A 23,424-nucleotide genomic window follows, 5' to 3' on the forward strand; every position below is an offset into this window, starting at 1 on the left:
CTGGCTCAGGTGGCGCTGAGGACGCGATGCACCGCGGCGGCGTATCGTGTCCAGAGCGTGGTGCGCGCGCGCAACTCGGCGCGACCGGCGGTGGTGAGGGAGTACAGCTTCACCCGCCGGTTGTCCTCGTTCACCCCCCACTCGCCGGCGAGGAGCCCGCGCTGCTGCATGCGGTGGAGGGCGGTGTAGAGCGCCCCGTCCTCGACCTGGAACTCGTCGCTGGTCGTCTGTCGCAGCCACTGGGCAATGGCGTAGCCGTGGCGCGGTCCCCAGGTGAGCGCCTTGAGGATGAGGACGTCGAGCGTGCCTTGCAGGAGTTCGAGCGCCATGGTCGCGAGGCGTGAGGGCGGTCCCGCGCGGCTGAAACCGGCGCGTACCCTGAAATGTTCAGGTCACGGAATACGTACTCCCCTCCGCTCGGTCAAGGGTGGAGATGCGAAAGAGGGCAAGACGACACCCGTCGCCCCGCCCTCTCGTCTTCTCGTCTTCTCGTCTTCTAGAACTGCGGCAACAGTGGCCTGAACCACGGTACGAAGCCCGCCGCGATCGCCAGCGCGAGCCCCATCCAGATGGTCGCCGTCTGGAAGCGCGCCGAGTCGCTGGTCGCCTTGCGGATGCGGGCCGCGCCGATGTGGGCGAAGGCGATCGCCACCAGCATCATCGCCACGTGCTCCACCACGAAGTAGCGCACGCTCGGGTTGCGCATCGCCTCGCCCATGTCGGCCAGCCCGGTGCGCACCAGTGGACTCACGGCGTACAGGATGACGCCGACCACGAACTGCAGCGACATCGCGTTCACGAACAGGCGTACCGCCCCCGCGTCGCTCGCGCCCCACGCCGCGCGCGAGCGCCACCCGCGCCAGGCGCGGATCACGGCCCAGGCTCCGGCGATGAGGACCAGCCACCTAATGATACTGTGCGTTGCAAGGAGGATCGTAGCCATGGGCGAAGAGTCGGGGCGTGGGCGAGATGAATGGCGCGGAGAACGCGGCGCGCGACGACTGTGCAACCTATCGCCCTGCGCGCGCCGCGGGCTAGATTCGCCGCCACACGCCCCCTACCCGGAGGAACCGCTCGCATGTCGTGGCCCCGCTTCACCGTGCTCGCCCTGGCGACCACCCTCGCCCTGCGCCCGCTGGGGGCGCAGCACGCCTTTGCCGATGCCGGCGGGAGCTACGACCCGCAGGTCCCCACCCCGCGCGCCGTCCTGGGCTACGAGCTGGGGGACCGTTTCACTCCCCAGCGCCTCATCAACCGCTACATCGAGCGCATCGCCGCCTCCTCGCGGCGGGTGAAGGTCGACACCGTGGGCCGGACGTTCGAGGGGCGCGAGATGCTCCTCCTCACCGTCACCAGCGAGGCGAACCATGCGCGGCTCGCCGAGCTGCAGCGCGACGCCCAGCGCGTGGCCGACCCGCGCGGCGCCGCCCCCGGCGAGGTGGACGCCGCCGTTAGGCGCCTCCCGGCCATCGTCTGGCTGGCGCACTCGGTGCACGGGGGCGAGGCATCGGGGGTGGAGGCCGGATTGGGGCTCCTCTACCAGCTGGCCGCCGGAACCGACGCCGAGACCCGCCTGGCGCTCGACAGCACCATCGTCCTCATCGACCCCAACCAGAACCCCGACGGGCGCGAGCGGCACACGCACGACGTCGAGCGCACATGGAGCTTCCAGGGAGTCGCCAGCGAACCCGGGGCGATGAACAACGCCGGGTCGTGGCCGGGGCCGCGCACCTCGCACTACTACTTCGACCTCAATCGCGACTGGTTCATCCAGTCGCACCCCGAGTCGCGTGGGCGGGTGCAATCCTTCATGAAGTGGTGGCCCCACGTCGCGGTGGACCTGCACGAGCAGGGGTCGAGCGCGACCTTCTACTTCGCCCCGCCGCGCGAGCCGGACAACAAGAACAATCCGGCGCACCTCCCCAAGTGGTTCGACATCTTCGCCGCCGCCCACGGCGCCGCCTTCGACAACCACGGCTGGTCGTACTTCCGCCGCGAGGGATACGACTCGTTCTATCCCGGTTATGGCGAAGGGTGGCCGATGCTGACGGGGAGCGTGGGGATGCTCTTCGAGTCGGCGTCGTCGTCGGGCGGCGCCATCAGGCGCAACGACGGGATGCTGCGCACGCTGCGCCAGGCGGCGTGGGAGCACTACACTGCGGAGTGGGCGACGGTGCGTACCGCGGCCCGCCGGCGCACGGAACTGGTGGGCGACTACGCCCGCTCGCGCGCCGAGGCGATCGCCAAGCACGCGCGCGGCCCCATGCGCGCCGTCGTCTTCGAGCGTGACGGGCAAGGACGCGCCGACTCGCTCGTCGCCAAGCTTCGCGCCAACGGGATCGACGTGCAGCGCCTGACGAGCGACGCGACGCTGGCCGATGCGACGCCGTTCGGCGCCAGCGCGGTGCAGCCGGCGCGCGTTCGCGCCGGGAGCTACGTGGTGGACTTCGCACAGCCGCAGGGGCACCTGGCCAAGGCGCTCCTCGAGCCCGACGCCGAGCTCGATTCGGCGTTCATTCGCTTCGAGCTGGAGCTGAGGCGTACCGGGCAGCGCAACCGCTTCTACGACATCACCGCCTGGTCGCTCCCGATGGCGTACCGGGTGCAGGCGTGGTGGACGCGGAGTGTCCCGGCCGGTGTGGCGCCAGTGGGTGAGCTCGCGCGAGCGACGAGCGCGGCACCGGCCCGCGCTCGTTATGCATATGCCTTTGCCCCGGGGAGCGAGGCCAGCACGCGCCTGTTGGCCTCGCTGCTGCGCGACTCGGTGCGCGTCTGGCACGCCCCCCGGCCGTTCACCAGCGGCGAGGCGCGTTTCGCGCAGGGCGCGTTCATCGTGCGCGTGGCCGTCAACCGCTCCGACATCCACGAGGTGGTCGCCGCACGCGCCGCCGAAGCGGGGGCGCAGGTTGCCGCTATCGCCTCGGCGGGGGTCGACGAGGGGACCGATCTCGGGAGCAACTCCGTCGTCCCCGTCCTTGCGCCGCGCGTTGCATTGCTGGGCGGCGCTCCGGTGCAGGGGAATGCTTTCGGCTTCGCCTGGTACGCGCTCGACCAGCGCATCGGCTACCCCAGCACGCTCGTCGACGCGAGCTTCGTGGCCGGGAACGGGCTCGAGCGTTTTTCGGTGCTCGTCATCCCGTCGGTGCAGGCGGCGGCGCTCGATCGCGCGTTAGGCGACAACGGGCGGACGCGGCTGGCCGACTGGGTCCGCGGCGGAGGGGTCCTCATCACCCTCGACGGCGCCACCGCGTGGGTGGCGCAGGAGCGCTTGGGGCTCGTGCGCACGCGCATCATGCGCGACTCCGTGCGTGCCGATTCGACTGGCGGTGCTCCGCTCCCGGGCGGTCTTCCGGGGGTCCTGGCGCGGGCCACCTTCGACACCCTCTCCCCCATCATGGCGGGGGTGGCGCCGGGCGAGATCCCCGTCTTCGTGAATTCCGACCGCGTCCTCACCGTCCCCAAGGACCTGCGCGCCGGCGAAGCGGTGATTCGCCTCGCCGCCGAGAACCGGGTGCGGCTCTCGGGGTACTTCTGGCCTGAGATGCCCGCCAAGGTGGCGCTGTCGCCGTATGTGTGGACCGAGCGGGCGGGGCGCGGGCGGGTGATCGCCTTCGCGCACGATCCAGTGTATCGCGACCTGTACCGCGGCATGCTGCCGATCTTTGCCAACGCCGTCCTGCTGGGAGGGAGCTTCTAGATGAAGACGTATCACTCGCTACCGGGGAGCGTGCTCCGTACGCTTGGTACCGCTGGTGCGGGACGCCGCTCGCTGCACGTCGCGGTTGCCGGCGCGGTCGGGCTCGGGATGGCATTGGCGACCGCGGTCGCCGCGCAGGCGCTCCGCCCTCGCGTGAAGTTCCGGGCGTATCCGGTCGAGGTGGCGCTCGACACGCTCGTCTTCGCCCGTGACACGGTGGCCGCGCCCATGGGAGAGACCTTCGCGGCGGTGCGCGCGACGTACGCCGCCCTCAAGCTCCCGCGCGAGTGGGCCGACTCGGCCAACGGTCAGCTGGGGACGCTGCGCGCGCGCATGCCCTACCGGCTGGGCGGCGAGCGGCTCTCCGTGTATTTCAACTGCGGCCAGGGGCTCACCGGCGCGAACGCCGACACCTGGCGCCTCACCATCGCCATGGTCACCTTCTTGCAGCCGGCGAGCGACGGACGGACGCGCGTCGGGACGGGGCTCGTGGCCGAGGCGCAGGACATGAGCGGGACGTCGGTCGAGCCGGCGATGTGCGGGTCGACGGGGTTGCTGGAGGAGCGGATACTGAAGGACGTGCGGGCCAGGTTGGGAAGGGGATAGGTGACGTTTCCCTGCGACGGTCGGGAGGGACGTAAGTGGATGGTGGCTTCGCGTCGCCGGCCCTCCCACCATCTCGGATGGCACGACGATGAAGCGGTCGGAGTTCCCGGCATCCGAGCCTCCTCCTCCTTCAACACCACGACGATCTGCGACTCTGTAACGCGGGACTTCTTCCTCGGTGATGCCTTCCGAAAGGGATCCCGGAAAGTCTACTCCATGTTGTCTACCCGATAGGGGAGCTTACCCTCTTATGAACGCGGAGTCGATGAGGACGCGGGCATCCGGGGCCAGGAACTCAAGCTCGCCTTCACGAATGCGAAGAAAGCCGTGTTCGACGAGGTCGCGTGCCTCCGCACTCTGGAATGATCCGCCGCGTCGCCAGGTGGGTGATTCTACCGCTAACGCTGACGGCGCGCGATCACGACTCCGCTGCGAAGCCGTGTACGAGATCGTTTCCACGGCGAGCGCTTCGTCTGCGTCGCTACGCGACGTCGCGTCGAGCGTCGCACTCACTTGCTCCCAGATCCCGACGAGCGCGCCATTGCCTGCCGACGCGTCGGCGCAGCGATTCCGCTCGGCGACTGTCACGGGAGCGAGCACCACTCGGCGCATGCTCAGGATGAGCCGCAACGTGACGACGTCGTCAGCGCGGGCCGTTGAGAACGAGGTGTCGGTCGGGAGGTAGCCAATACGAAGCGCACGCAGTCGAAACGTGCCGCCGCCGCCGAGCTGCACTGAGAAACGACCTGAGCTGGTCGTCTGCGAACGCGCGATCACGACACCGGCGGAATCGCGCACGACGAGCGAGACGAAGGCGGCCGGTGTCGTCGCGTCTGGCTCGAGAACCTGCCTTCGCACTTCCTGCGATGAGGCTACGGTGGGGACGACGAGTGAAGCGCTGCATACCGACGACACAAGGCCAACGGAAGCGAACCACGTTCGGCGTCGCGATGGGTGAGAACGCCCCCTAGCCGATCGAAGAAGGTCAGCGTAGCAGTGCGTTCTCGTCATGCCGGGACAGACTGAGCTGCGCATCACCGTGCTGCCAAGGCCGCTTTGTCGTGGGCAGCGTGCTCATGATGATTGAGGGGTGGCGCGTGCACGCGTGAAGGTGCCGCTCGGTTTCTGCGTGACAGACCCGCTCAACCAGCACTATCTCCTGTCGCTCCGCGACGCCCGCTTCTACATCGAACGCTGGCGGCGCGCGTGCGCCGACGACCGTCCCCGTGTAGCCTGTGCCTCTCTAACCCCAAGCGAGTTCTCTCGTACCTGCCTCCCTTCACCCTGCGCCTCGACGGTCTGCCTAGCAGCGGGAGGATGACGGGGGGAATCTCAACGACGAGTGCGCTTCACCTGCTCCAGATGAGAATGACCGCACACGCGTCGTCTCCGTACTCGGGAGGCACGCTGCTTATCGATGGATACACTTCAACTAGTTGGACTGCGCTAATGACGACGTCGCGGAGGACTGCGTTTGCGTCTAGCGACAGAGAGCTGCCATAGCGGGTCAGCCGTACACCGTCCAGATAGATCTGAATACGTGCGTCGGACCCAAGCACCGCATGGCTGTCGCAGCGCGCAAACCTTACCGAGCGATCATTGATGTGCACCCCCGGGACGCGCTGCAGCAACGATTTGATGTCCCATGGCTGAAGGCTGTCGATCAGTTCGCGCGTGAAGAACGAACCCCGTCCACGTGCCACTCGGGAGTAGGGCTCACTGAGACGCGCGGGAAACATGACGCGTTGACCTGAAATCGTTACCTCGGCGAGCAGCTGTGCGCCGGTGCGCATGGCCATGAGCATCTCCACGCGAGAGCCAGTAGCTCCGTCGACGGAGACCTCCTGCGTGGTGACCTCGAACCCGACGCGTCGGGCACGGAGTGTATAGTCACCGGGAGAGACGCTCACGAACGAGAACGCCCCCGACGAGTCGCTGCGTGTCGTGCGAAGGCCCGGAAGCAGGGCAAGCTCCACGTCTACGACCGGACGTGTCGTGTCACCTGCAACATGGACTCGACCACTGATACGTCCGGACTGCGCGCAGCCGGGCACGCTACCGACGAGGAGAAGCAGCGCTGCTCCTATCATCGCTCGAGTGAGAAGCGTGGTCATGAACACATCGCTCGGCATGTGTGGCATTCAGGCTGGAGCTTGTGCTATCCTACTGCGAATGTAGCCAGCTTCCTCCAGTAAACGCGCCGGCTTCGATGGGTCTTCTCATCGTCTCCGAATGGAGTATACGAGAATGTCAATCTCATCTGGCCCCTTTCGCGTGGTAGCCCAGATGGTCGAGTCGGTGGCGTCCTGTAGCAGAATCCCAGGCGCGAGCTCAAACGCCCCAGTACGTCGCCACCGCTGCCATATCTCCCATGCGCTTCTTCTTGGGTCAGATGTTATGCGCTCGAGCAACAGAGCAGTCCTGGAAGCACGCACCGATCGGCGAATCGCCGGCAGCTGTGAGGGTTGAACGACTGATGCGAGCAGGACTGGAGTTACCAGACTTTCGTGGAGGGTGCTAGAGTCGAGCGCGTCAACGAGAGGAAGCGCCCGTGCCAGCGAAGCCCAAGGGAGATCGCGTTCGACGAAAGTACGAGTTGATCACGGCGCATCGAAAGCAGTTTCCGACCGAAGTCATGTGCCGGGAGCTGGGGGTCGCGCCCAGTGGGTACTACCAGTGGGTGAAGTGCCCGCTGTCAGCGCGGGCGGTGGAAGACGCGCGATTGTTGCGATTGATCCGCGCGTCGTTCACGGCAAGCCAGGGCGTGTACGGGGCGCCTCGGGTGTTCCTCGATCTGCGGGAGGCAGGCGAGACGTGCAGCAAGCATCGTGTCGCCCGCTTGATGCGGGAGAACGGGCTCCGTGCGCTGCATGGCTATCGCACGCGCCGCTGGGAGGTCGGCAAGCCGGCGGTGCTGACGCCGCACGTTCTCCCGCGCCAGTTCTCGCCGACGAAACCCAACGCGGCCTAGTCGACGGACATCACGTACATCCGGACATGGCAGGGGTGGCTCTATCTCGCGGTCGTCATCGATCTGTTCTCCCGCAAGGTCGTCGGGTGGGCCGCGGGCTCGACGATCCACGGCGAGCTGGTCTTGGACGCGCTAGCATCGGCTGTAAAGCAGCGGCGGCCGCGCGGCACCAGCATTCACTCCGACCAAGGTGTGCAATTCGGCAGCTATGCCTGGCGGCGCTTCTGCCGCTCCCATCAGCATGAACCGAGCATGAGCCGGAAAGGCAACTGCTGGGACAATGCCGTGGCGGAGTCCTTCTTCAGCAGCTTGCAGACAGATTGCATGGCGAAGCAGTCAGAGCGTATTGCGGGCAGGCCTCACGGCCGCGACTGCTATCACTGTGCAGATGCCCCGCGCCCTTCCTCGCGGCCATCTGAGAGATTGCGCGAGCTGAACCGCACAAGGCCTTCCGGAGGCTTGATGCTGTGAGCACCTGTGGTGGTTGCAGGCGGGCAAGCGCGTCGACTGGTTGCTGCAAAGGCTGCCTTGTCCTCGCCAGCGCGCTCATGATGTCTAGGAGGTGGCGCATGCATGCAGTGGGTGCGACTGACGTCAGCAGTGACGTCCTCCCGGGAATCGACGGCAGATGGAACAGAGAGTGGCTCCGCGTCCGAGGACCTCCACGAACCCCAAGAGGCACGACCTTGAAGCGGTCGACGTTCTCGGAGGAGCAGATCGCCTACGCCCCGAGGCGGGCGGAGCGCGGGAACCCGGTGTGCGCTGTCCGCTGGCAGATCGAGGTCAGCGCGGGGGCATTCTACGTCTGGAAGCAGTGCCATGCCCACCTCAGCGTGCGCGAGCCCCGACGCCTGCGCCAACACGAGGAGGACGCGCACGCTGGGTGCTCGAAGCGTTCGATGTCTCGCGGGCGCGCGCCTGTCGCCCGGTCGGCTTCTCCCGGGTGGCGCGGTATCGGCCGAGTCGAGCCAAGGACCCGTGCGTGCTCCGGCGGAGCGCGTATAGCGACGACCCTCCCCATTGAGCCTGTGTCCGTGTCAGCCCCAGCGAGTCCGCGCGTACCCTCTTCCCTTCACGCCAGGCGCCGACTGCCCGTATGCGACTGGAGAAGCGATGGGGAGCGCTCAGGGCGAGATGTGCCGGCCACGGGCCGGCTGCACAGGAACATCTGAACGTGCTCGCTCAGCGACGAACTCCGGGAGGCAGCGCGAAAGCGACGATCCAGTCGCCAGGCGCACCGATCCCGCTCCTGCCTCCTGCGGCGATGACGACGTACTGCCGCCCGTCGAGCACATACGTCATCGGTGACGCTTGTCCTCCGGCAGGCAACTGCTGCTCCCACAACTGCGCACCATCGTCCACGTCGAAGGCGCGTAGCTTCCCGTCCTGTGAGGCCGCAACGAAGACTACGCCGCCTGCGGTCACGAGCGGTCCGCCGAAGGTGAGCGAACCCCACGCGCGATGTTGCCGGTGATCTCTGAGCCACGGCACCGTGCCAATCGGGCGTTGCCACGCGATCCGTGCGTCCGTCGAGCCGAGGTCGACTGCCACGAGGGCACCCCACGGCGGCGGAGAGCAGGGTGTTCCCGATGGGGCAATCAACGGGGCGCGAGTGGCAACGTACGGCGTACCAGGCTGCAGCATCACCTCTCCACTGCCGTGTAGCGCAAGGCGCTCCGTGATCGCATCCCGCGGATGCAGTCGCACCACCATGGCCACTCGCTTCAGCGTGGTGATGAGGCGTTGGCGCACGGGATCCCACGCCATGCCGTCCCAGTTGATGCCGCCCCAGAAGCCAGGCCACTGTAGCGTGCCCTTCAACGACGGCGGCGTGAAGATCCCGTCGTTGCGCAGCGACTCGGCCGCCGCCCTGCAGAATGCGCGTTCCTCATTCGTGACGCCGAACATCGAGTCGGGCGAGAGGCCAGTCCCGAGGAGCGGCGGAGGGCTCGTGGAGAACGGCTGCGTTGGCCAAGCGGTCTCCTCCTCTACGTCGCTGGAAGGTACCGTTCGCTCCTCGACCGGGATCACGGGCTCACCAGTCTCGCGATGCAGCACGAAGATCATGCCGCTCTTGGTGCCGACGATCACGACGGGTATCCGTCCGGCACTCCGCACGAGTTCAGCGAGGATGGGGTGCGCGGCGACATCGTAGTCCCACAGGTCGTGATGCACCACTTGAAAGCTCCACGCCACCCGTCCCGTGCGGGCTTGAAGCGCGACCACCGAGTTTGCGTAGTCATTGCGGCCCGCGCGATTCCCACCGAAGAAATCGGGCGCGGCGCTCGCCGTGGGAACAAAGACGAGATCCCGCACCGGGTCGACAGTGATCAGGGACCACGCGTTACCGCCGGTGGTGGTCCTCGCCTCCATTGCGCGCCAGTGACGCCATGCAGCATCGGAAGGCTCGCGTGGAATGGGGTCAAATGCCCATCGAATCACGCCCGAACGAGCATCAAACGCGCGCACAACGCCGGAGGCCGTACCGGCACCGACGGTCTCGCGTATGGCAGAGCCGACGATGACGAGATCGTGCAGAATGGCGGGAGGGGACGTGACGGCGAGGTTCGACGTGGCGGCGTCCGAACCGGCAAGGCCAGCGCCTCGCGTGAGATCGACCTCACCGTCGCGCCCGAAGCCTGCGCAGCGTTGTCCATTCACGCCGTCGAGCGCGATGAGCCGAGCATCCAGCGTCGCCACGAACACGCGTGTCGCACACGCCGATGACTTCTGGGCGAGTGTATCCACCCAAACGGCGATGCCCCGAGACACGAACCCTTCGGGATTGCTCGCGGTGCGGGAGATGCCCGGATCGAAGGTCCAGCGGATCGCGCCATCGGTGGGATCCAGCGCGAGCACGCGGCCGAACGGCGTCGACACGTAGAGCGTGCGGCGTCGCATCACCGCCGTAGTCTCGAAGCGATAGGGTGACGCGGCCCGCGATGCCGCCTGTGAGGGGTCGCGTGCCAGCGAAGGCTCATGGCCCGCATCGCGAGGCCAGTCACCGGTGCGTTGGACCCACGCTTGGCGAAGTCGATGCACGTTACGTCGCGAGATGGTGCGCGCGCCGGAGAATCGCGTGCCTGTGATCGAGCCAGCCGGCGTATCCCACTCGAGGTCGGGTAACGCCGATGGTGGCGTCCGGTCGGCGTTGCAGCGCACGAGAACAGTCCACGTGAGAATGAGTGACAGCAGGCGCATCCGTCGTGACCGCGCAAGAGCTCGGTGCGGCATGTATGTGACCTCTTGCGTGCATCCGTTCCGACATGCAGTCTCGAAGTCGCCTGCAATCGGTGCCGCGAGCGTGAGTTCGCGCGCGGACGTGACGCGCTTCATGGGATGCGGGAGCTTCGGGAGGAGGGGATGGGCGGAAGGACAACGCTACACGTCGTAGGGCTGCTCGACACTGACGTCCAACGATCGACCGTCATCCGTGCGCTCGCGCAGCTGGAGGGCGGTATGGTTCTCAACGACGTCGTCGATTTCCTACAGTCCGTCAGGCGAGATGCGCCAGATGCGGTGGCGATCGGCGTTCTGGGTCCTCGGGGCGGCACCAACGCCCCCTTGGTGGGACGGTTGCAGCGAGATCATCCGAGCGTCGGGATTGTCGTCGTCTGTGACACGACCTCGACCGCTGTGCAGCAGCTGTTGCACCTGGCGCGTGCCGGTGCCGACGAGGTGATGCTGATCTCGACGGCATCGCCCGCCGAACTGGCAGCGGTCGTGGAGCGGGCTTGCGCGAGACGCCGGGAGGGGTCCGTCTGGCATCGCATCGCGCCCGCCGTCCCCGCAGAGTGTCACGACATCTTCGAGTTCTGCTTCACGAGTTCGCTCCGGCGACGAAGCGTGGGATCGCTGGCTCAACATCTCGGCATCGACAGGTCCACCATCGCGTCGCGACTCAGGCGGGCCGGACTGCCGCCTGCACATGCCATCTTGTCTTGGTCGCGGTTGATTGCAGTGACGGGACTGATGGAGTCGTCGCGCATGTCGATAGAGCAGGCGGCGCTTCGGGCGGGATTCGAGTCAGCGACGGGGTTGCGGGCGTTTACGCGGCGCTTGCTGGGTGCTGCGCCGCGCGCGGTTGCGGCGCGCGGTAGGAGTCACGTCGAACAGTTGTTCTTCGCGTTGATCGATGGGCGTGACGTGCACGAACGAATCGAGTCCTCAGCGCCGCTGGCCAGTCGGGCGTCTCGGCGAAACCAGCAGTTCCGATGAAATACCGACTGCAATGCACGGCACCGGAGGCAGTGCGACGCGCCTCAATTGCCGTGCGCGTGTTCGACTGCAGTAAGGCGCCATCTACGCCTCACCATCCGCGCTCAGAGCCTCGTGCTTCAAGCATGCGCCTAGCCAGGTCGTTCTTTACCGCCTTCGTTCTGTACAGGTCGCGCGCTATCGCACGGCCCTCGGCCCCTCTGTCATCGGCCAGTATCTCGACCGCCGTTGCCGCGACGATGCTCGACAACAAGGCCTGCTGGCGGAGGTATCCCAAGAGCGCCGAGGAACGGTCGAGGTTGCTGAGTCGCTTCAGTGCTCCTGCACGTGCATCCACGTACGAGGACGACTCAGCGATTCGCCGAAGCCGCTTCGCAGCGCCCGAATACGGAGTGCCACGAACGTCTCCCGGCAAGCCGGACTCGCCCAGTCCAGCGAGATGCAGGAACCCGATGGCGACCGATCTCGCGCGGGTATTAGCCACATCGTCGACTGACGGCTCGATTGCGATCGCAGTAAGTGTGTCTGCGATTTCATCCATCAACGCGCGACTCTCTGGTTTGCGCGCCTGCGTGAGAATCGGAAGTGCTCGGCCATCGTTGCCATCGGTGCGAATGGAACGAGCAATGCGGGAAGCGAGCGATACCGCCTGCGCGGGCGGGCTCGCAGTGGTTTGTGCACTTGCTTCTATCGGCAGCCACAGCAAGAACAAGCAGAGCCGAAAGATTGTCGGCGGCATGAGCATCTCAGCACCACTGATAGTAGGACTGCGCCCAACCAGAACCAGTAATCCACCAGCCCGAGAAGTTGGTGTACGGTCCTGTGTTCTGCGCAGCGTCAATGATCCCGCGGACGCGGAGGTGTGCAAAGTCGTACTCCTCCTTTGCCGCGGTCACAAGCGCTGTCGATGTCGAGCGCGCGAGCGGTTCCCACAAGGCGTAGACGTCATTATTGACGTACTTCGCAGCACCAACACCAGCCGTCATATGGCGCGCTTCATGGCTCCAGATGCACGACACCAGGTTGTTGAAGGGAACGATGTTGCCAGTGCAAACCGCATTCGCCTGGTACACACTCGCCGAACCATACACGGAGGCCGCCGCGCATGCCGACACAAGCGTTGCCGGAGCGAAGGCCAAGGTGTACGCCGGCCCGTTGGTGCGGTATCGCGGCGAGATTTGCGTCCTCAGGTCCATGTAGGCCGACATCTCATTGACATAGTAGAGACCTGCATTGGGGCCGGTGCTGCCGACTTGCGCAACGGAGAGTCCATTGCTGGAGCTTAGCTCGGCCACCCTCGGGATGAAGAATTGCGCGGCGTCGGAGCTCGACGTGCAGAGCTTGCTCGCCGTCAACCCGTCCCAGTTCTCCTGAATGCAGACGTCGATGTCACCTGGCTGTCCCGTCGAGCCGCCCACCACTGACGCCCAACTCACTGCGCGCCTGGGAACGCTGACGCCATAGCTCAGCGTCTGCTGCTGGCCATTGCCATCCGTGTAGGTCACCGTTGCCGTGCCGCTGGCCACCATCGACCCAGACCACGACAGAGTCGAGCTTGGTCCGGCGATCACAACGCCCGCAGCCGTCTCGAAACTCCACGACGGGTTGCCCGTCGGTGGGATCCCTGCGGCAGTACAGGTCGCGGTGCCGAGAAATGCCGAGGGTTGAGTGCACGACATTGACGGGGGAGACGGTGTCCCGGTGCCGAGAGGCTCGTCCCACCCCCACTTCAACCGTCCCTCCTCGGGGCCCGTCGGATTTCCTGCATCATGGCACCCGCTCACTGCAAGCAGTACCCCGCATACCCCCCACAGATTCCAGTGGCGCATCTGCCGTCCTCGTCGAGCGCGTTGGGAATGCAGTACCACGAGTGGCCGGGCGATGCGCGATGGGCAGACGTCATCGTCGTCCCGGGTACGATACGATGCACGAAAGTGGGTGCGAGAGCGGCGAGCGCCAGTTCGGAATGTGGTGGGAGCGTCTGGTTTTGTGGCGATCGACTTCGGACAGGCTGACGTCCTCCTGGACAGTCTCGCCCGTGCCGTCCCCCCGATGGGAGATCTTACCGACCGGTGATGCACATCACCGACCCTCCCCCAACCGCCTCATATCCCCCACCAGCGCCTCCACGCCTAACGACTCCCCCAGGAAGTCCCGCAGCACCTCCCGCGTCGGCCGCGACAGCCCGAAGCGATACAGCCGATTCGACAGCCAATCGTACATCTTCTTGTCCGGGCGCCAGAATGGCCCGCGCTGCTCGCGCACGCGCGCACGCAACTGGGCGGTGATCATCGCCCCCAGGGCATAGTTCATCATATACCCCGGGCTGTCGACCAGCTGCCCGCGCATCGCCCACCACCCCCACTCGGGGTGCGGCACGATGTGGAGATACTCGCTGGTGATCGCCGCCCACTCGGCGTTGGGGTCGCGCGAGGGGTCGGCGTGGACGCGCAACTCGAGCAGCGCCCACGCCACGTCGAGGGCGATGGACGCGTACTTCCCGCGCAGCGACGCCGCCACCGGAGCGCTGCCCCCCAGGTAGCGCTGCTGCCACTCCGGTTCGAACGCCTCCATTTCTAGCAGGTCGGCCAGCGCCTCGGTGAACGGGTCGCTGTCGGGCCAGTCGGCGAAGGCCGGGCGCGTCGCCACCGCGCTCACGTGAATGGCGTGCCCGGTCTCGTGCAGCAGCTCCACCAGGTTGTCGAAGCCCCCCACGCGATACGTCGCGAAGACCCACGCCTCGCGCTCTCCGTATTTGCCGCGGCGCAGCCGCGCCGGCTTGCCGAACTGGGTGAAGGCGACGGGCGTCTTCCCCTCGCGCGGATCGAGGTCGAAGTGGATGCCAAGCGTCTCCGGATCGGCCCCCTGGTCGCGATAGAAACGGTCGTTCACCTCGCGTAGCGCGGCGCGGTTGATGCGCGGCGACAGGGTGCGGCTGGCGGCGCCGTTGTCGTAGTACCAATCCCACGGTTCCACGCGCGCAGGCGGCGTGTGGTCGCGCCACGCCTCCAGGATGCGCACCAGCATCGGCTCCACCTGCGCCGGGTCGATCCTCAACGAGCGGGCGGCCGCGGCGATCGGCGACCCCTCGCGCCGCCAGCGCTCGGCGCTCAGCGCCAGCATCGTCCGGTATGGCGACGCCGGCGAGCCGTCGCCGGTGACCGACCGCCACAGCGGCTGCAATGACAGGAACAGCGCGCGCCGCTGCTCCGCCGACGGCTCCGTCCCCAGCCGCCCCAGCACGGTCAATCGATCGCTGGTGTCGGTCGGAGTCACGACCCGCCTCGCCTCGGCGCCGTAACACGCATAGATGCGCGCCGACAGCCGCTGGAGGGCGCTGTCGCCGGTGGCCAGCGCCGACGGGGAGTACTGGCACGACTCGGCCACCGGCTCCGACGATGGCGACCGCTCCTCCTCGACCCAGGCGGACTCGTCCAGCAGCCGTCGCATCGTGCGCACCGCATGCCCGTCCTCGCCCCCCAGGCGCGCGGTGTCGAGCCCCTCCAGCCCCTCGGCCACCCGCTCGCGCAGCGCCCGGTGGGCGCGCCGCATGTCGGCCAGCGACACTCCGCGCAGGTTGCCGGCAACCCCCCGGGCGTCGGTGACGTAAATCTGGAAGTAGAGCTCGCGCGTGTCGGCAAACTGGTTCTCGAGCCGTCCCAGCTGCTCGCTCGCCGTCCCGCCGAGTGGGGGAACCGGCGACTGGATGCAGCCGCCCACCGTCACGATGACGACGAGTGCGGCGAACGCCCGACGCGCCCGGCTTCTGTTCGGGCTAATTTGGCGATACTCCCTTTGTCCACAGGTTGCGTTCATGCCCACGTATCGCGCTCCAGTCGATGACCTGCGGTTCATCCTGACCGAACTCCACGACGTCACGCCGCTCCTGGCGTACAAGGAATACGCCGACGTCACCCCGGACCTGATGATGTCGGTCGTGGAAGAGGCGGGGAAGTTCTGCGAGAACGTTTTGGCGCCGATCAACGCGTCGGGCGACGCGGAGGGATGCACCTGGGACAACGGCGCGGTCCGCACGCCCCAGGGGTTCAAGGAAGCCTACCGTCAGTACGCCGAGGGTGGGTGGATCGGGCTGGCCGCCAGTCCCGAACACGGTGGGCAGGGGCTCCCCCTGACGCTCCGCTTCGTGATCGACGAGATGGTGGTCGGCTCGAACCTCTCCTTCGGGATGTACCCCGGGCTGACGCAGGGGGCGTACGAGGCCATCGAGGCCCACGGGAGCGAGGAGCAGAAGGCGCTCTACCTCCCGCGCCTCACCAGCGGCGATTGGGCCGGGACGATGTGCCTCACCGAGGCGCACGCGGGGACCGACCTCGGGATCATCACCACCAAGGCGGTGCAGCTGGATGACGGCACCTACCGCGTGACCGGGCAGAAGATCTTCATCTCGGCCGGCGAACACGACCTCACCGAGAACATCGTGCACCTGGTGCTGGCCAAGCTCCCCGGGGCAGCGGCGGGGACGCGCGGGATCTCGATGTTCCTCGTCCCCAAGTTCATCCCCGACGCCGACGGCTCGTTAGGCGCCCGCAACGGGGTCACCTGCGGCTCGATCGAGCACAAGATGGGGATCAAGGGGTCGGCCACCTGCGTCCTCAACTTCGACAACGCGGTGGGCTACCTGGTGGGCGAGGAGGGCAAGGGAATGCGCGCGATGTTCACGATGATGAACTCGGCGCGCCTCGGGGTGGGGATCCAGGGGTTGGGGCTGGCGGCGCACTCGTACACCAACGCGGTGAACTACGCGCGCGAACGGCTGCAGGGGCGCTCGCTCACCGGGACGAAGAACCCCGACGGTCCCGCCGACCCGATCATCGTGCACGCCGATACGCGACGCGGGTTGCTGACGATGCGCGCCTACATCGAGGGGGCGCGGGCGCTGTCGGCGTGGACGGGCATGCTCATCGACCAGGAGTTCCGCGACCCGGACGAGGCCAAACGGCAGGAAGCCGCCGACCTCGTGGCGCTCCTCACCCCCATCATCAAGGCGCTCTTCACCGACCTCGCCTTCGAGAGCACCAACATCGGGATGCAGGTGTACGGCGGGCACGGCTACATCCGCGAGTGGGGGATGGAGCAGTTCGTGCGCGACTCGCGCATCGGGCAGATCTACGAGGGGACCAACTACGTGCAGGCCATCGACCTCGTCGGGCGCAAGCTGGCCGAGGGGAACGGGCGGCTGCTCAAGCGCTACGCGGCCATCGTCGCGGCGGAAATCGAGGCGAGCGGAAAGGTTCCCGCGCTGGCGGCGCACGCGGCCACGCTGGGCAAGGCGGCGGGGGCGCTGCAGAAGGCGACCGAATGGCTCGCCCAGGCCGCCGCGCGCAACGCGGACGAGGCGGGGGCGGCCGCCTGCGAGTACCTGCGCATGTTCGGCCTGGTGACGCTGGGGCACCAGTGGCTGCGCACCGCGCGGGTGGCGACCGAGCGCCGGGCCAGCGGCGGGGCCTTCGCTCCCGCGCACTACGAGGCCAAGCTGGCCACGGCACGCTTCTTCTTCGAGCGGCTCATGCCGCAGACGCTGTCGCTCTACGCGACGATCACGGCGGGGGGCGGTGCGGTGATGGACTTCCCGTCGGAGGCGTTCTAGGGCAGTTATCCGGGCGAGGACCCGACCGTGGCTGGCGCGAAGCGAGGAGGGCGTGGCCGGCGATTGCTGCTGACGGTTGGCGCCCTCGCCATGGCGGGTTGCCCGGCCTGGCTCCTGCGCGACCCGGTGCCGGGGATGCGCGCCCGGCACGGTTCACTGCATGCGTCGGACCTCGTCCCGGTGGACAGCGCGGGGCGCTACGTGAACGAGCGCATCGTCCTGCGCTCGGCGAGCGGGCTGCGCGCGGAGCTGCTGCTGCGACGGCCGGCGGTCACGGCAGCATCGCCAGCTGCAAACCCGCGGGCGACGACCGGCTCGGAAGCGCCGTCGGCACGCCGGCGCCCGGTCTTCATCATCCTCGGCGGCCACACCACCCAGGAGCGCGCTGCCACACTCATCGAGGATCCGGGCGACAACATCGTCGCGGCGATGGCGTATCCCTTCCAGGGCGATCCGCGGGTGAAGGGACTCGCGGTCGTCCCTCTCGTCCCCCGCATCCGGAAGGCGCTCCTCGACACGCCACCGGCGGTGATGCTCGCCCTCGACTACCTGCGCGCGCGCCCCGACGTGGACACCACCCGCATCGAGCTGGTGGGGGCGAGCTTCGGCGCTCCGTTCGCCGCGATGACGGCGGCGCTCGACACGCGCGTCACCCGGCTCTGGCTGGTGCACGGCGCCGGCCAGCCCTATGCGCTGCTCGAGCACAACCTGAGGAAGAGCATCCCCTGGAAGGCGCCTCGCGTGCTCGTGGCGGCGCTGGCCGACCTCCTGGCCGCTGGGCCGCGCTTCGCGCCGGAGCGTTGGGTCCCGCTGGTGTCGCCACGCCCGGTGATCATGATCAACGCCACGGAAGACGAGCGCCTCCCGCGCTCGGCGATCGAGACACTGCACGACAGCGCGCGTCATCCGAAGGAGATCATCTGGCTCCCGGGGCAGCACATCCGCTCCAACCGCAAGGCGATCATCGAGGGGTTGGTGAAGCTCGTCCTCGAGCGCAGCGCCTTGCCGGCACGCGCGGGCTCGTAGGACGCCGCGAAGGCGTGCCAAAGAAGGGTGGCTTCCGGGCGAGATATATTCACGCCATGACCAGCTCGAAGCCCCACCTCATCCTCGTCAACCTCGGCACCCCCGAGGCCGCGACCGCACCCGCGGTGCGCGACTTCCTTCGCGAGTTCCTCAGCGACCCCGCGGTCATCGATTTCCCGCGCTGGTTCTGGCAGCCGATCCTCCAGGGGATCATCCTGCGCACGCGCCCCAAGCGCGTGGCCGAGGCGTACGCGACAATCTGGACCCCCGAGGGATCGCCCTTGCGCGTGGGGACGCAGCGGATGGTGGCGGCGGTTCGCGAACGCGCCGACGGGCGCCTGACGGTGAGCGAGGCATATCGATACGGCGAGCCGTCGCTGGAGACGGCGATCCGCCAGGCGGCGGCGCAGCACGATGGCCCAATCGTGATCCTCCCGCTCTTTCCGCAGCGCACCGATTCCACCACCGGCACGGCGTTCACGCGCGCGCGCGAAGCGGCCCAGGACATGGGCCTCACGTCGCGCCTCGCCGAGCGACTCGTTGCCCCTGACGACCACAACTACGTGGCCGCCATGGTGGCGTGCTGGCGCGATGCCATCGCTCAGGCTCCGGCGATGCCCGATCACCTCGTGCTGTCGTACCACGGCATCCCCGCCCGCTACGATCGCAACGAGCGACACGTCTACTCGCGCGATTGCGAGGCGACGACCCGCGCCTTCCTGGCCGCCATCGGGTGGCCGGCCGAGAAGGCGACGCATGCGTACCAGTCGAAGTTCGGCCCGGAGAAGTGGCTCACTCCGGCGACGGCCGACGTTCTCGAGGCACTCCCCGGCCAGGGGGTGAAGCGCGTCGCGGTCATCACCCCGGGCTTCGTGACCGACGGCCTCGAGACGATCGAGGAGATCGGCGAGCAGGGGCGCGAGAGCTTCCTCCACGCCGGCGGCGAGGTTCTCATTCGCGTGGCCGGCGTCGAGAGCCACCCGTCCTTCATCGACGCGCTCATCGGAAGCGCCCTGTCGTAGCCCGGGCGGCCGCCCGCGCGCGGCCATCGCCCGTTAGAGCTGCCTAAGGAAGGAGCGCCGGCCCATCGCCGGGAATTTTCCGGCGATGTGCGAGCCATGACGCGATTGTGACACTCCTGCGTCGAATGCTGCTAGAATCCCGAGTGGCGTGCGATGGCCTGGATGCCGTCGCACCTATGGCCGCCAGCGCGCGGGCGCGCGGCTGCGGCCTCGAGCCGTCCGTGACGTGCGAGACGGCTCGCAGCCCGATGGGAGGTCGCGTTTGCATCGAACCGGCGTAGTAGGCATTACCTGGCGGCATCGGCGTACGGACACGCTCGCCGCGTTCACGATCGCCCAAGAAGAGCGCGCCGAGCGCCTCACTCGCCTGGCGTCGGCCGTCGGCGTGCGGGAGCTCGTCTACATCGCCACCTGCAACCGCGTCGAGTTCGCCTTCGTCTCCGAGGGGCCGACCCCGATGGTCGAGTACCGGCGCCGGATCTTCGCCGCGCTCACGGGACGCCCGCCGTTCAGCGGCGAGGCCGAGCAGGCACTCCGCGTCTGGCAAGGGGAAGGGGCGGCCGAGCACCTCTTTCTCCTCACCGCCGGCCTCGACTCGGCGCGCCTCGGGGAGAGCGAGGTGACCGGGCAGGTGCGCGAGGCCATCGACACTTCCCGCGAACTGGGGCTCATGGGCCCGCGCCTGGAACACGTCTTTGGCGAGGCGCTGCGCGTCGCCAAGAGGATCCGCCCGATTACCGAGGGAAGGAACGGAAAGGTCTCGCTCGCCGACATCGCCGTGCGCCACGTGGAAGAGCGGCTGCAACGCACGCCGGGGAGCGTGGCGCTCATCGGCGTCTCGCCGATGACCGAGCAGTGCGCCCGCACACTGGCCTCGGCCGGCGTATCGGTGATCGTCGTGAACCGGACGAAGGAGCGCGCCGAGACGCTGGCCAGGGAGATCGGCGCACAGGCGCGGTCGCTCGACGAATTTCGCCGTGCCCCCGACCGTGTGGAGGCCGTGGTCACGGCGACCGGGGGTCGCGAACCGGTGCTGGGGCGTGGCGAGTTGGAACGGCTGGCCGCCCGCACCGGCTCGGGCGAATCCCCGCTGGTCATCGACCTCGGCGTCCCTCCCAACGTGGACCCCGACGTCGCCCGCACCGCCGACGTCCCGCGCATCGGGATGCACGAGATCAGCGCCGAGGCGGCCCATGATCGCGACCGGCTCCTCCTCGAGTTCGCCGACGCGCGCGCCATTGTCGACCACGCCCTCACCGAGATGCGGCGTCATGCTGCGGAGCGTTTGGTAGGGCCGATGATCGCCCAGCTGCGCCTGCGCTACCGCCACACCGCCATCGAGGGAGTCGAGCGTCTCTTCGAGCGCGAGCTGGCCGGCGTTGGCGAGGCCGAGCGGGAGGTGATCCGTCGCTGGGCCGAGACGCTGGCGCGCCGCTTCGCGCACGTCCCGTCGCTCGGCCTCCGCGACCTGGCCTTCGAGGCGGGGCCGACGGCGGTGGCCACCTTCTTCGGCAACGCCGAGCCCGAGCTGGCGCGCGAGCTGCGCGAGGCGGCGGAGCGCGCCGGGATGGACATGCTCGAACCTTCATCCGACGACTCGTGACACTGCGCATCGGCACCAGGGGCTCCGCCCTCGCGCGCGTGCAGGCCGCGGACGTGGCCCGTCGGCTGCAATCCGGGGGCTTCGAGACCGAGACGGTCATCATCAGCACGGCCGGCGACCGCGCGACCGACCGCCGCTTCGCCGACGTGGGCGCCTTCGGGATCTTCGTCCGTGAGATCGAGGAAGCCCTTCTCGATGGCCGCATCGACGTGGCGGTGCATTCGTACAAGGACCTCCCATCGCAGGGCCCGGAACAGCTGGTGATCGCCGCCGTCCCCGAGCGGGTCGACGCCGCCGACGTGCTCTTGATCCGCGCCGCCTCGTACGACGGAAAGGCTGGCCCCCTTCCCGTGCGCCAGGGCAGCACCGTGGGGACGTCGGCCGCGCGGCGCGCGGCGCTCGTGCGCGCCCTGCGCCCGGACCTCGCCGTCGGGATGCTCCGGGGCAACGTCCCCACACGCATCGCGGCACTGGCCGGCGGCAACTTCGACGCCATCGTCCTGGCCGCCGCCGGGCTCGCGCGGCTCGAACGCGATGCCGATCGCGCAGTACCCGTGGTTCCCGATGGAATCGTGCGCTCGCGCCTCGACCCCAGCGTCTTCACCCCTGCGCCTGCCCAGGGAGCGATCGCCGTGCAGGTGCGCCGCGACGCAGCCGACGTGATCGCGGCGGTCTCGCAGATCCATGATCCTCACAGCGGGCGCGCCCTCCGGGCCGAACGTCGCATCCTCGCCCGCGCCGAGGGGGGGTGCACGCTCCCCTTCGGGGCGTGGTGCGAGATCCTCCGCGACGAGTCGTTGCAGCTGCACGCCACGCTGGGGTGCGAGGACGGCTCGGTGGCGCGGATGGTGCACACCGGCAGCGACCCCGAGACGCTCGCCGACACGACGTGGGCGGAGCTGGCGCAGCTGGCGGGACTCGCCCGATGATCGCTCCGCTGGCCGGCCGCCGCGTCCTCGTCACGCGCGCCCAGGATGACGCCGAGCGGTGGGCGGCGCGCCTGGCGTCGCTCGGCGCCATCCCCGTCATCCTCCCCTGCCTGGTGAGCGAGCCGCTCGACTCGGCGCCCGCGCGCGCTGCCCTTCGCACCGCCCTGCATAACGCGGCGTGGCTCGTCGTCTCGTCGCCGCGCGGGGCGGCGATCGCTGCGACGCTCATCGGCGTCCAGCTCCCCGCGCACGTGCGCGTCGCGGCGGTGGGCGAGGCCACCGCCGCCGCCGCCCGCACGCACCTGGGGCGCGTCGACCTCGTCCCCGAGCTGCAGACGTCGGCAGGGCTCGGCGAGGCCCTCGCGCGTCGCCTCACCCACGACGGCGCCCCGCAGCTCCAGCCCGTGGTGCTCGCCGGGGCGCTCGGCGGGCGCGGCGAGGCCGAGATGTCGCTGCGAACGGTTGGGGCGCCGGTGACGCGCGTCGACATCTATCGCACCATCCCCGCCCCTGCCGCGTCCGCCAGGCGCGACCTGGCGCGCGAGACGATCCACGACATCCTCCTGGCCAGCCCCTCCGCGGTCGCCGGCCTCCTGAACATCGCGCGCGTCCCGGAAGGGGCGCGGGTGATCACCATCGGTCCCACCACCTCGACGGCGGCCCGCCAACGCGGGCTCACGGTGAGCGACGAGGCCCGGCGCCCCACCTTCGAGGGACTGCTCGAAGCGATGACATGAGTACCGATCACGTCACGACCCCGGGGCGCATTCGCCCGCGCCGCCTTCGCCGCACCTCCGCGCTCCGCGACCTGGTCGCCGAAACACAGGTGCGCGCCGGGCAGCTCATCATGCCCCACTTCGTCCTCCCGACCGAGCGCGGCGCCGAGCCCATCCCGTCGATGCCAGGACTGTCGCGACTTGGCGTCGACGACCTCGTGCGCACCGTCGAAGGCGACCTGGCTCTCGGGATCCGCACCGTCCTCCTGTTCGGGACTCCCGAGGAAGGGCGCAAGGACGCCACCGGGAGCTGCGCCAGCGACCCCAGCGGAACCGTGTCGCGCGCGATTCGCGCCCTCAAGGCGCAGTTCGGGAGCGACGTGGTGGTCATCACGGACGTCTGTCTCTGTGCCTACACCGATCACGGGCACTGTGGCGTGATCGTCGACGGCCGCATCGACAACGATCGCTCGTTGGCGCTGCTCGCCGCGATGGCCGCCGCCCATGCCGACGCGGGAGCCGACGTCGTGGCGCCCTCCGACATGATGGACGGGCGGGTCGGGGCCATTCGTGACGTGCTGGACGCGCGCGGCCAATCGGACGTGGCCATCATGTCGTATGCGGTGAAGTACGCCTCCGCCTACTACGGCCCCTTCCGCGACGCCGCCGCCTCGGCACCGCAGCACGGCGACCGGCGCGGCTACCAGATGGACTCGCGCAACGCCATCGAGGCGATCCGCGAGGCCCGCCTGGACGAGGCGGAGGGAGCGGACATGCTGATGGTGAAGCCGGCCCTGGCATACCTCGATGTCGTCCGCCGTGTGCGCGACGCGAGCACGTTGCCCCTGGCGGCCTACAACGTCTCGGGCGAGTACTCGGCGGTGAAGGCCGCGGCCGAGCGCGGGTGGCTCGACGAGGCGGGAATCGTGCGCGAGAACCTGCAGGCCATGGTGCGCGCGGGCGCCGACCTGGTCATCACCTATCACGCGCGCGAGGCGCTGCAGCGGAGGTGGCTGTGAGCGCGCGTC

Annotated in this window: 18 protein-coding genes; 11 read left to right on the top strand and 7 right to left on the bottom strand. The window is 68.5% G+C overall.

Annotated features, from left to right (window positions below; all coding sequences use genetic code 11):
• Nucleotides 1-5: 5 nt before the first annotated feature.
• Both ABS52_00985 and ABS52_00990 read right to left on the bottom strand, forming a co-directional pair.
• The gene (locus ABS52_00985; protein ODT05298.1) at nt 6-329 is read right to left on the bottom strand and encodes a PadR family transcriptional regulator; all 324 of its coding nucleotides are present in this window, start codon (nt 327-329) and stop codon (nt 6-8) included.
• Between the two features lie 167 nt (nt 330-496).
• On the bottom strand, nt 497-943 hold the full coding sequence (locus tag ABS52_00990; GenBank protein ID ODT05299.1) for a hypothetical protein: 447 nt from the start codon (nt 941-943) through the stop codon (nt 497-499).
• Between the two features lie 135 nt (nt 944-1,078).
• On the opposite strand from ABS52_00990, the gene ABS52_00995 reads away from it, so the two are divergent.
• Together ABS52_00995 and ABS52_01000 are read left to right on the top strand one after the other, a co-directional pair.
• Nucleotides 1,079-3,697, top strand: a complete 2,619-nt coding sequence (locus ABS52_00995) for a hypothetical protein (protein ID ODT05300.1) — start codon at nt 1,079-1,081, stop codon at nt 3,695-3,697.
• A complete protein-coding gene (locus tag ABS52_01000) occupies nt 3,698-4,303 on the top strand; it encodes a hypothetical protein (GenBank protein ODT05301.1) in 606 nt (201 codons plus the stop codon).
• Nucleotides 4,304-4,543: 240 nt separating this feature from the next.
• On the opposite strand, the gene ABS52_01005 is transcribed toward ABS52_01000, so the two are convergent.
• Together ABS52_01005 and ABS52_01010 are read right to left on the bottom strand one after the other, a co-directional pair.
• Nucleotides 4,544-5,161, bottom strand: coding sequence for a hypothetical protein (locus ABS52_01005; protein ID ODT05302.1), 618 nt, complete (start codon nt 5,159-5,161; stop codon nt 4,544-4,546).
• A gap of 491 nt (nt 5,162-5,652) precedes the next feature.
• Nucleotides 5,653-6,279 (bottom strand): hypothetical protein, encoded by a 627-nt coding sequence (locus ABS52_01010; protein ODT05303.1) that lies wholly within the window; start codon nt 6,277-6,279, stop codon nt 5,653-5,655.
• Nucleotides 6,280-6,899: 620 nt separating this feature from the next.
• Here ABS52_01010 and ABS52_01015 point away from each other — a divergent pair.
• Nucleotides 6,900-7,274 carry a hypothetical protein gene (locus tag ABS52_01015; protein ODT05304.1) on the top strand — a complete coding sequence of 125 codons (375 nt, stop codon included), beginning with the start codon at nt 6,900-6,902 and terminating at the stop codon, nt 7,272-7,274.
• A gap of 1,182 nt (nt 7,275-8,456) precedes the next feature.
• Here ABS52_01015 and ABS52_01020 read toward each other — a convergent pair.
• Nucleotides 8,457-10,508 carry a hypothetical protein gene (locus tag ABS52_01020; protein ODT05417.1) on the bottom strand — a complete coding sequence of 684 codons (2,052 nt, stop codon included), beginning with the start codon at nt 10,506-10,508 and terminating at the stop codon, nt 8,457-8,459.
• 105 nt (nt 10,509-10,613) lie between these two features.
• Here ABS52_01020 and ABS52_01025 point away from each other — a divergent pair, with 105 nt between their 5' ends.
• The gene (locus tag ABS52_01025) at nt 10,614-11,492 is read left to right on the top strand and encodes a hypothetical protein (protein ODT05305.1); all 879 of its coding nucleotides are present in this window, start codon (nt 10,614-10,616) and stop codon (nt 11,490-11,492) included.
• Nucleotides 11,493-12,238: 746 nt separating this feature from the next.
• Here the strand turns inward: ABS52_01025 and ABS52_01030 are convergent.
• Both ABS52_01030 and ABS52_01035 read right to left on the bottom strand, forming a co-directional pair.
• Nucleotides 12,239-13,021: a hypothetical protein gene (locus ABS52_01030; GenBank protein ODT05306.1), complete on the bottom strand. Its 783-nt coding sequence runs from the start codon at nt 13,019-13,021 to the stop codon at nt 12,239-12,241.
• Between the two features lie 553 nt (nt 13,022-13,574).
• Entirely contained in the window at nt 13,575-15,218 is a 1,644-nt protein-coding gene (locus tag ABS52_01035; protein ODT05307.1) for a hypothetical protein, read from the bottom strand.
• 88 nt (nt 15,219-15,306) lie between these two features.
• On the opposite strand from ABS52_01035, the gene ABS52_01040 reads away from it, so the two are divergent.
• The 7 genes from ABS52_01040 (at nt 15,307) to ABS52_01070 (ending at nt 23,415) form a co-directional block, all read left to right on the top strand.
• On the top strand, nt 15,307-17,100 hold the full coding sequence (locus tag ABS52_01040) for an acyl-CoA dehydrogenase (protein ODT05308.1): 1,794 nt from the start codon (nt 15,307-15,309) through the stop codon (nt 17,098-17,100).
• 90 nt (nt 17,101-17,190) lie between these two features.
• A complete protein-coding gene (locus ABS52_01045) occupies nt 17,191-18,126 on the top strand; it encodes a hypothetical protein (protein ID ODT05309.1) in 936 nt (311 codons plus the stop codon).
• A gap of 56 nt (nt 18,127-18,182) precedes the next feature.
• Nucleotides 18,183-19,148, top strand: coding sequence for a ferrochelatase (locus ABS52_01050; protein ID ODT05310.1), 966 nt, complete (start codon nt 18,183-18,185; stop codon nt 19,146-19,148).
• 385 nt (nt 19,149-19,533) lie between these two features.
• Complete coding sequence (locus tag ABS52_01055) at nt 19,534-20,751, top strand: hypothetical protein (protein ID ODT05311.1); 1,218 nt, start codon at nt 19,534-19,536, stop codon at nt 20,749-20,751.
• A complete protein-coding gene (locus tag ABS52_01060) occupies nt 20,748-21,680 on the top strand; it encodes a hydroxymethylbilane synthase (GenBank protein ODT05312.1) in 933 nt (310 codons plus the stop codon). Before ABS52_01055 ends, ABS52_01060 begins: the two co-directional genes overlap by 4 nt.
• On the top strand, nt 21,677-22,417 hold the full coding sequence (locus ABS52_01065; GenBank protein ODT05313.1) for a hypothetical protein: 741 nt from the start codon (nt 21,677-21,679) through the stop codon (nt 22,415-22,417). Before ABS52_01060 ends, ABS52_01065 begins: the two co-directional genes overlap by 4 nt.
• A complete protein-coding gene (locus tag ABS52_01070; GenBank protein ID ODT05314.1) occupies nt 22,414-23,415 on the top strand; it encodes a delta-aminolevulinic acid dehydratase in 1,002 nt (333 codons plus the stop codon). The genes ABS52_01065 and ABS52_01070 overlap by 4 nt, the downstream gene beginning before the upstream one ends.
• Nucleotides 23,416-23,424 lie beyond the last annotated feature (9 nt).

This window comes from Gemmatimonadetes bacterium SCN 70-22 (assembly GCA_001724275.1).
In the GTDB taxonomy this organism is placed as follows: domain Bacteria; phylum Gemmatimonadota; class Gemmatimonadetes; order Gemmatimonadales; family Gemmatimonadaceae; genus SCN-70-22.

Excerpts from the sequence above, each read along its gene's own strand:
- ABS52_01070 (ODT05314.1), top strand. The coding sequence starts at position 22,414 with ATGAGTACCGATCACGTCACGACCCCGGGGCGCATTCGCCCGCGCCGC.
- ABS52_01030 (ODT05306.1), bottom strand. The coding sequence starts at position 13,021 with ATGGTGGCCAGCGGCACGGCAACGGTGACCTACACGGATGGCAATGGC.
- ABS52_01040 (ODT05308.1), top strand. The coding sequence starts at position 15,307 with ATGCCCACGTATCGCGCTCCAGTCGATGACCTGCGGTTCATCCTGACC.
- ABS52_01000 (ODT05301.1), top strand. The coding sequence starts at position 3,698 with ATGAAGACGTATCACTCGCTACCGGGGAGCGTGCTCCGTACGCTTGGT.
- ABS52_01065 (ODT05313.1), top strand. The coding sequence starts at position 21,677 with ATGATCGCTCCGCTGGCCGGCCGCCGCGTCCTCGTCACGCGCGCCCAG.
- ABS52_00985 (ODT05298.1), bottom strand. The coding sequence starts at position 329 with ATGGCGCTCGAACTCCTGCAAGGCACGCTCGACGTCCTCATCCTCAAG.
- ABS52_01050 (ODT05310.1), top strand. The coding sequence starts at position 18,183 with ATGACCAGCTCGAAGCCCCACCTCATCCTCGTCAACCTCGGCACCCCC.
- ABS52_01020 (ODT05417.1), bottom strand. The coding sequence starts at position 10,508 with ATGCCGCACCGAGCTCTTGCGCGGTCACGACGGATGCGCCTGCTGTCA.
- ABS52_01025 (ODT05305.1), top strand. The coding sequence starts at position 10,614 with ATGCGGGAGCTTCGGGAGGAGGGGATGGGCGGAAGGACAACGCTACAC.
- ABS52_00990 (ODT05299.1), bottom strand. The coding sequence starts at position 943 with ATGGCTACGATCCTCCTTGCAACGCACAGTATCATTAGGTGGCTGGTC.
- ABS52_00995 (ODT05300.1), top strand. The coding sequence starts at position 1,079 with ATGTCGTGGCCCCGCTTCACCGTGCTCGCCCTGGCGACCACCCTCGCC.
- ABS52_01045 (ODT05309.1), top strand. The coding sequence starts at position 17,191 with ATGGCGGGTTGCCCGGCCTGGCTCCTGCGCGACCCGGTGCCGGGGATG.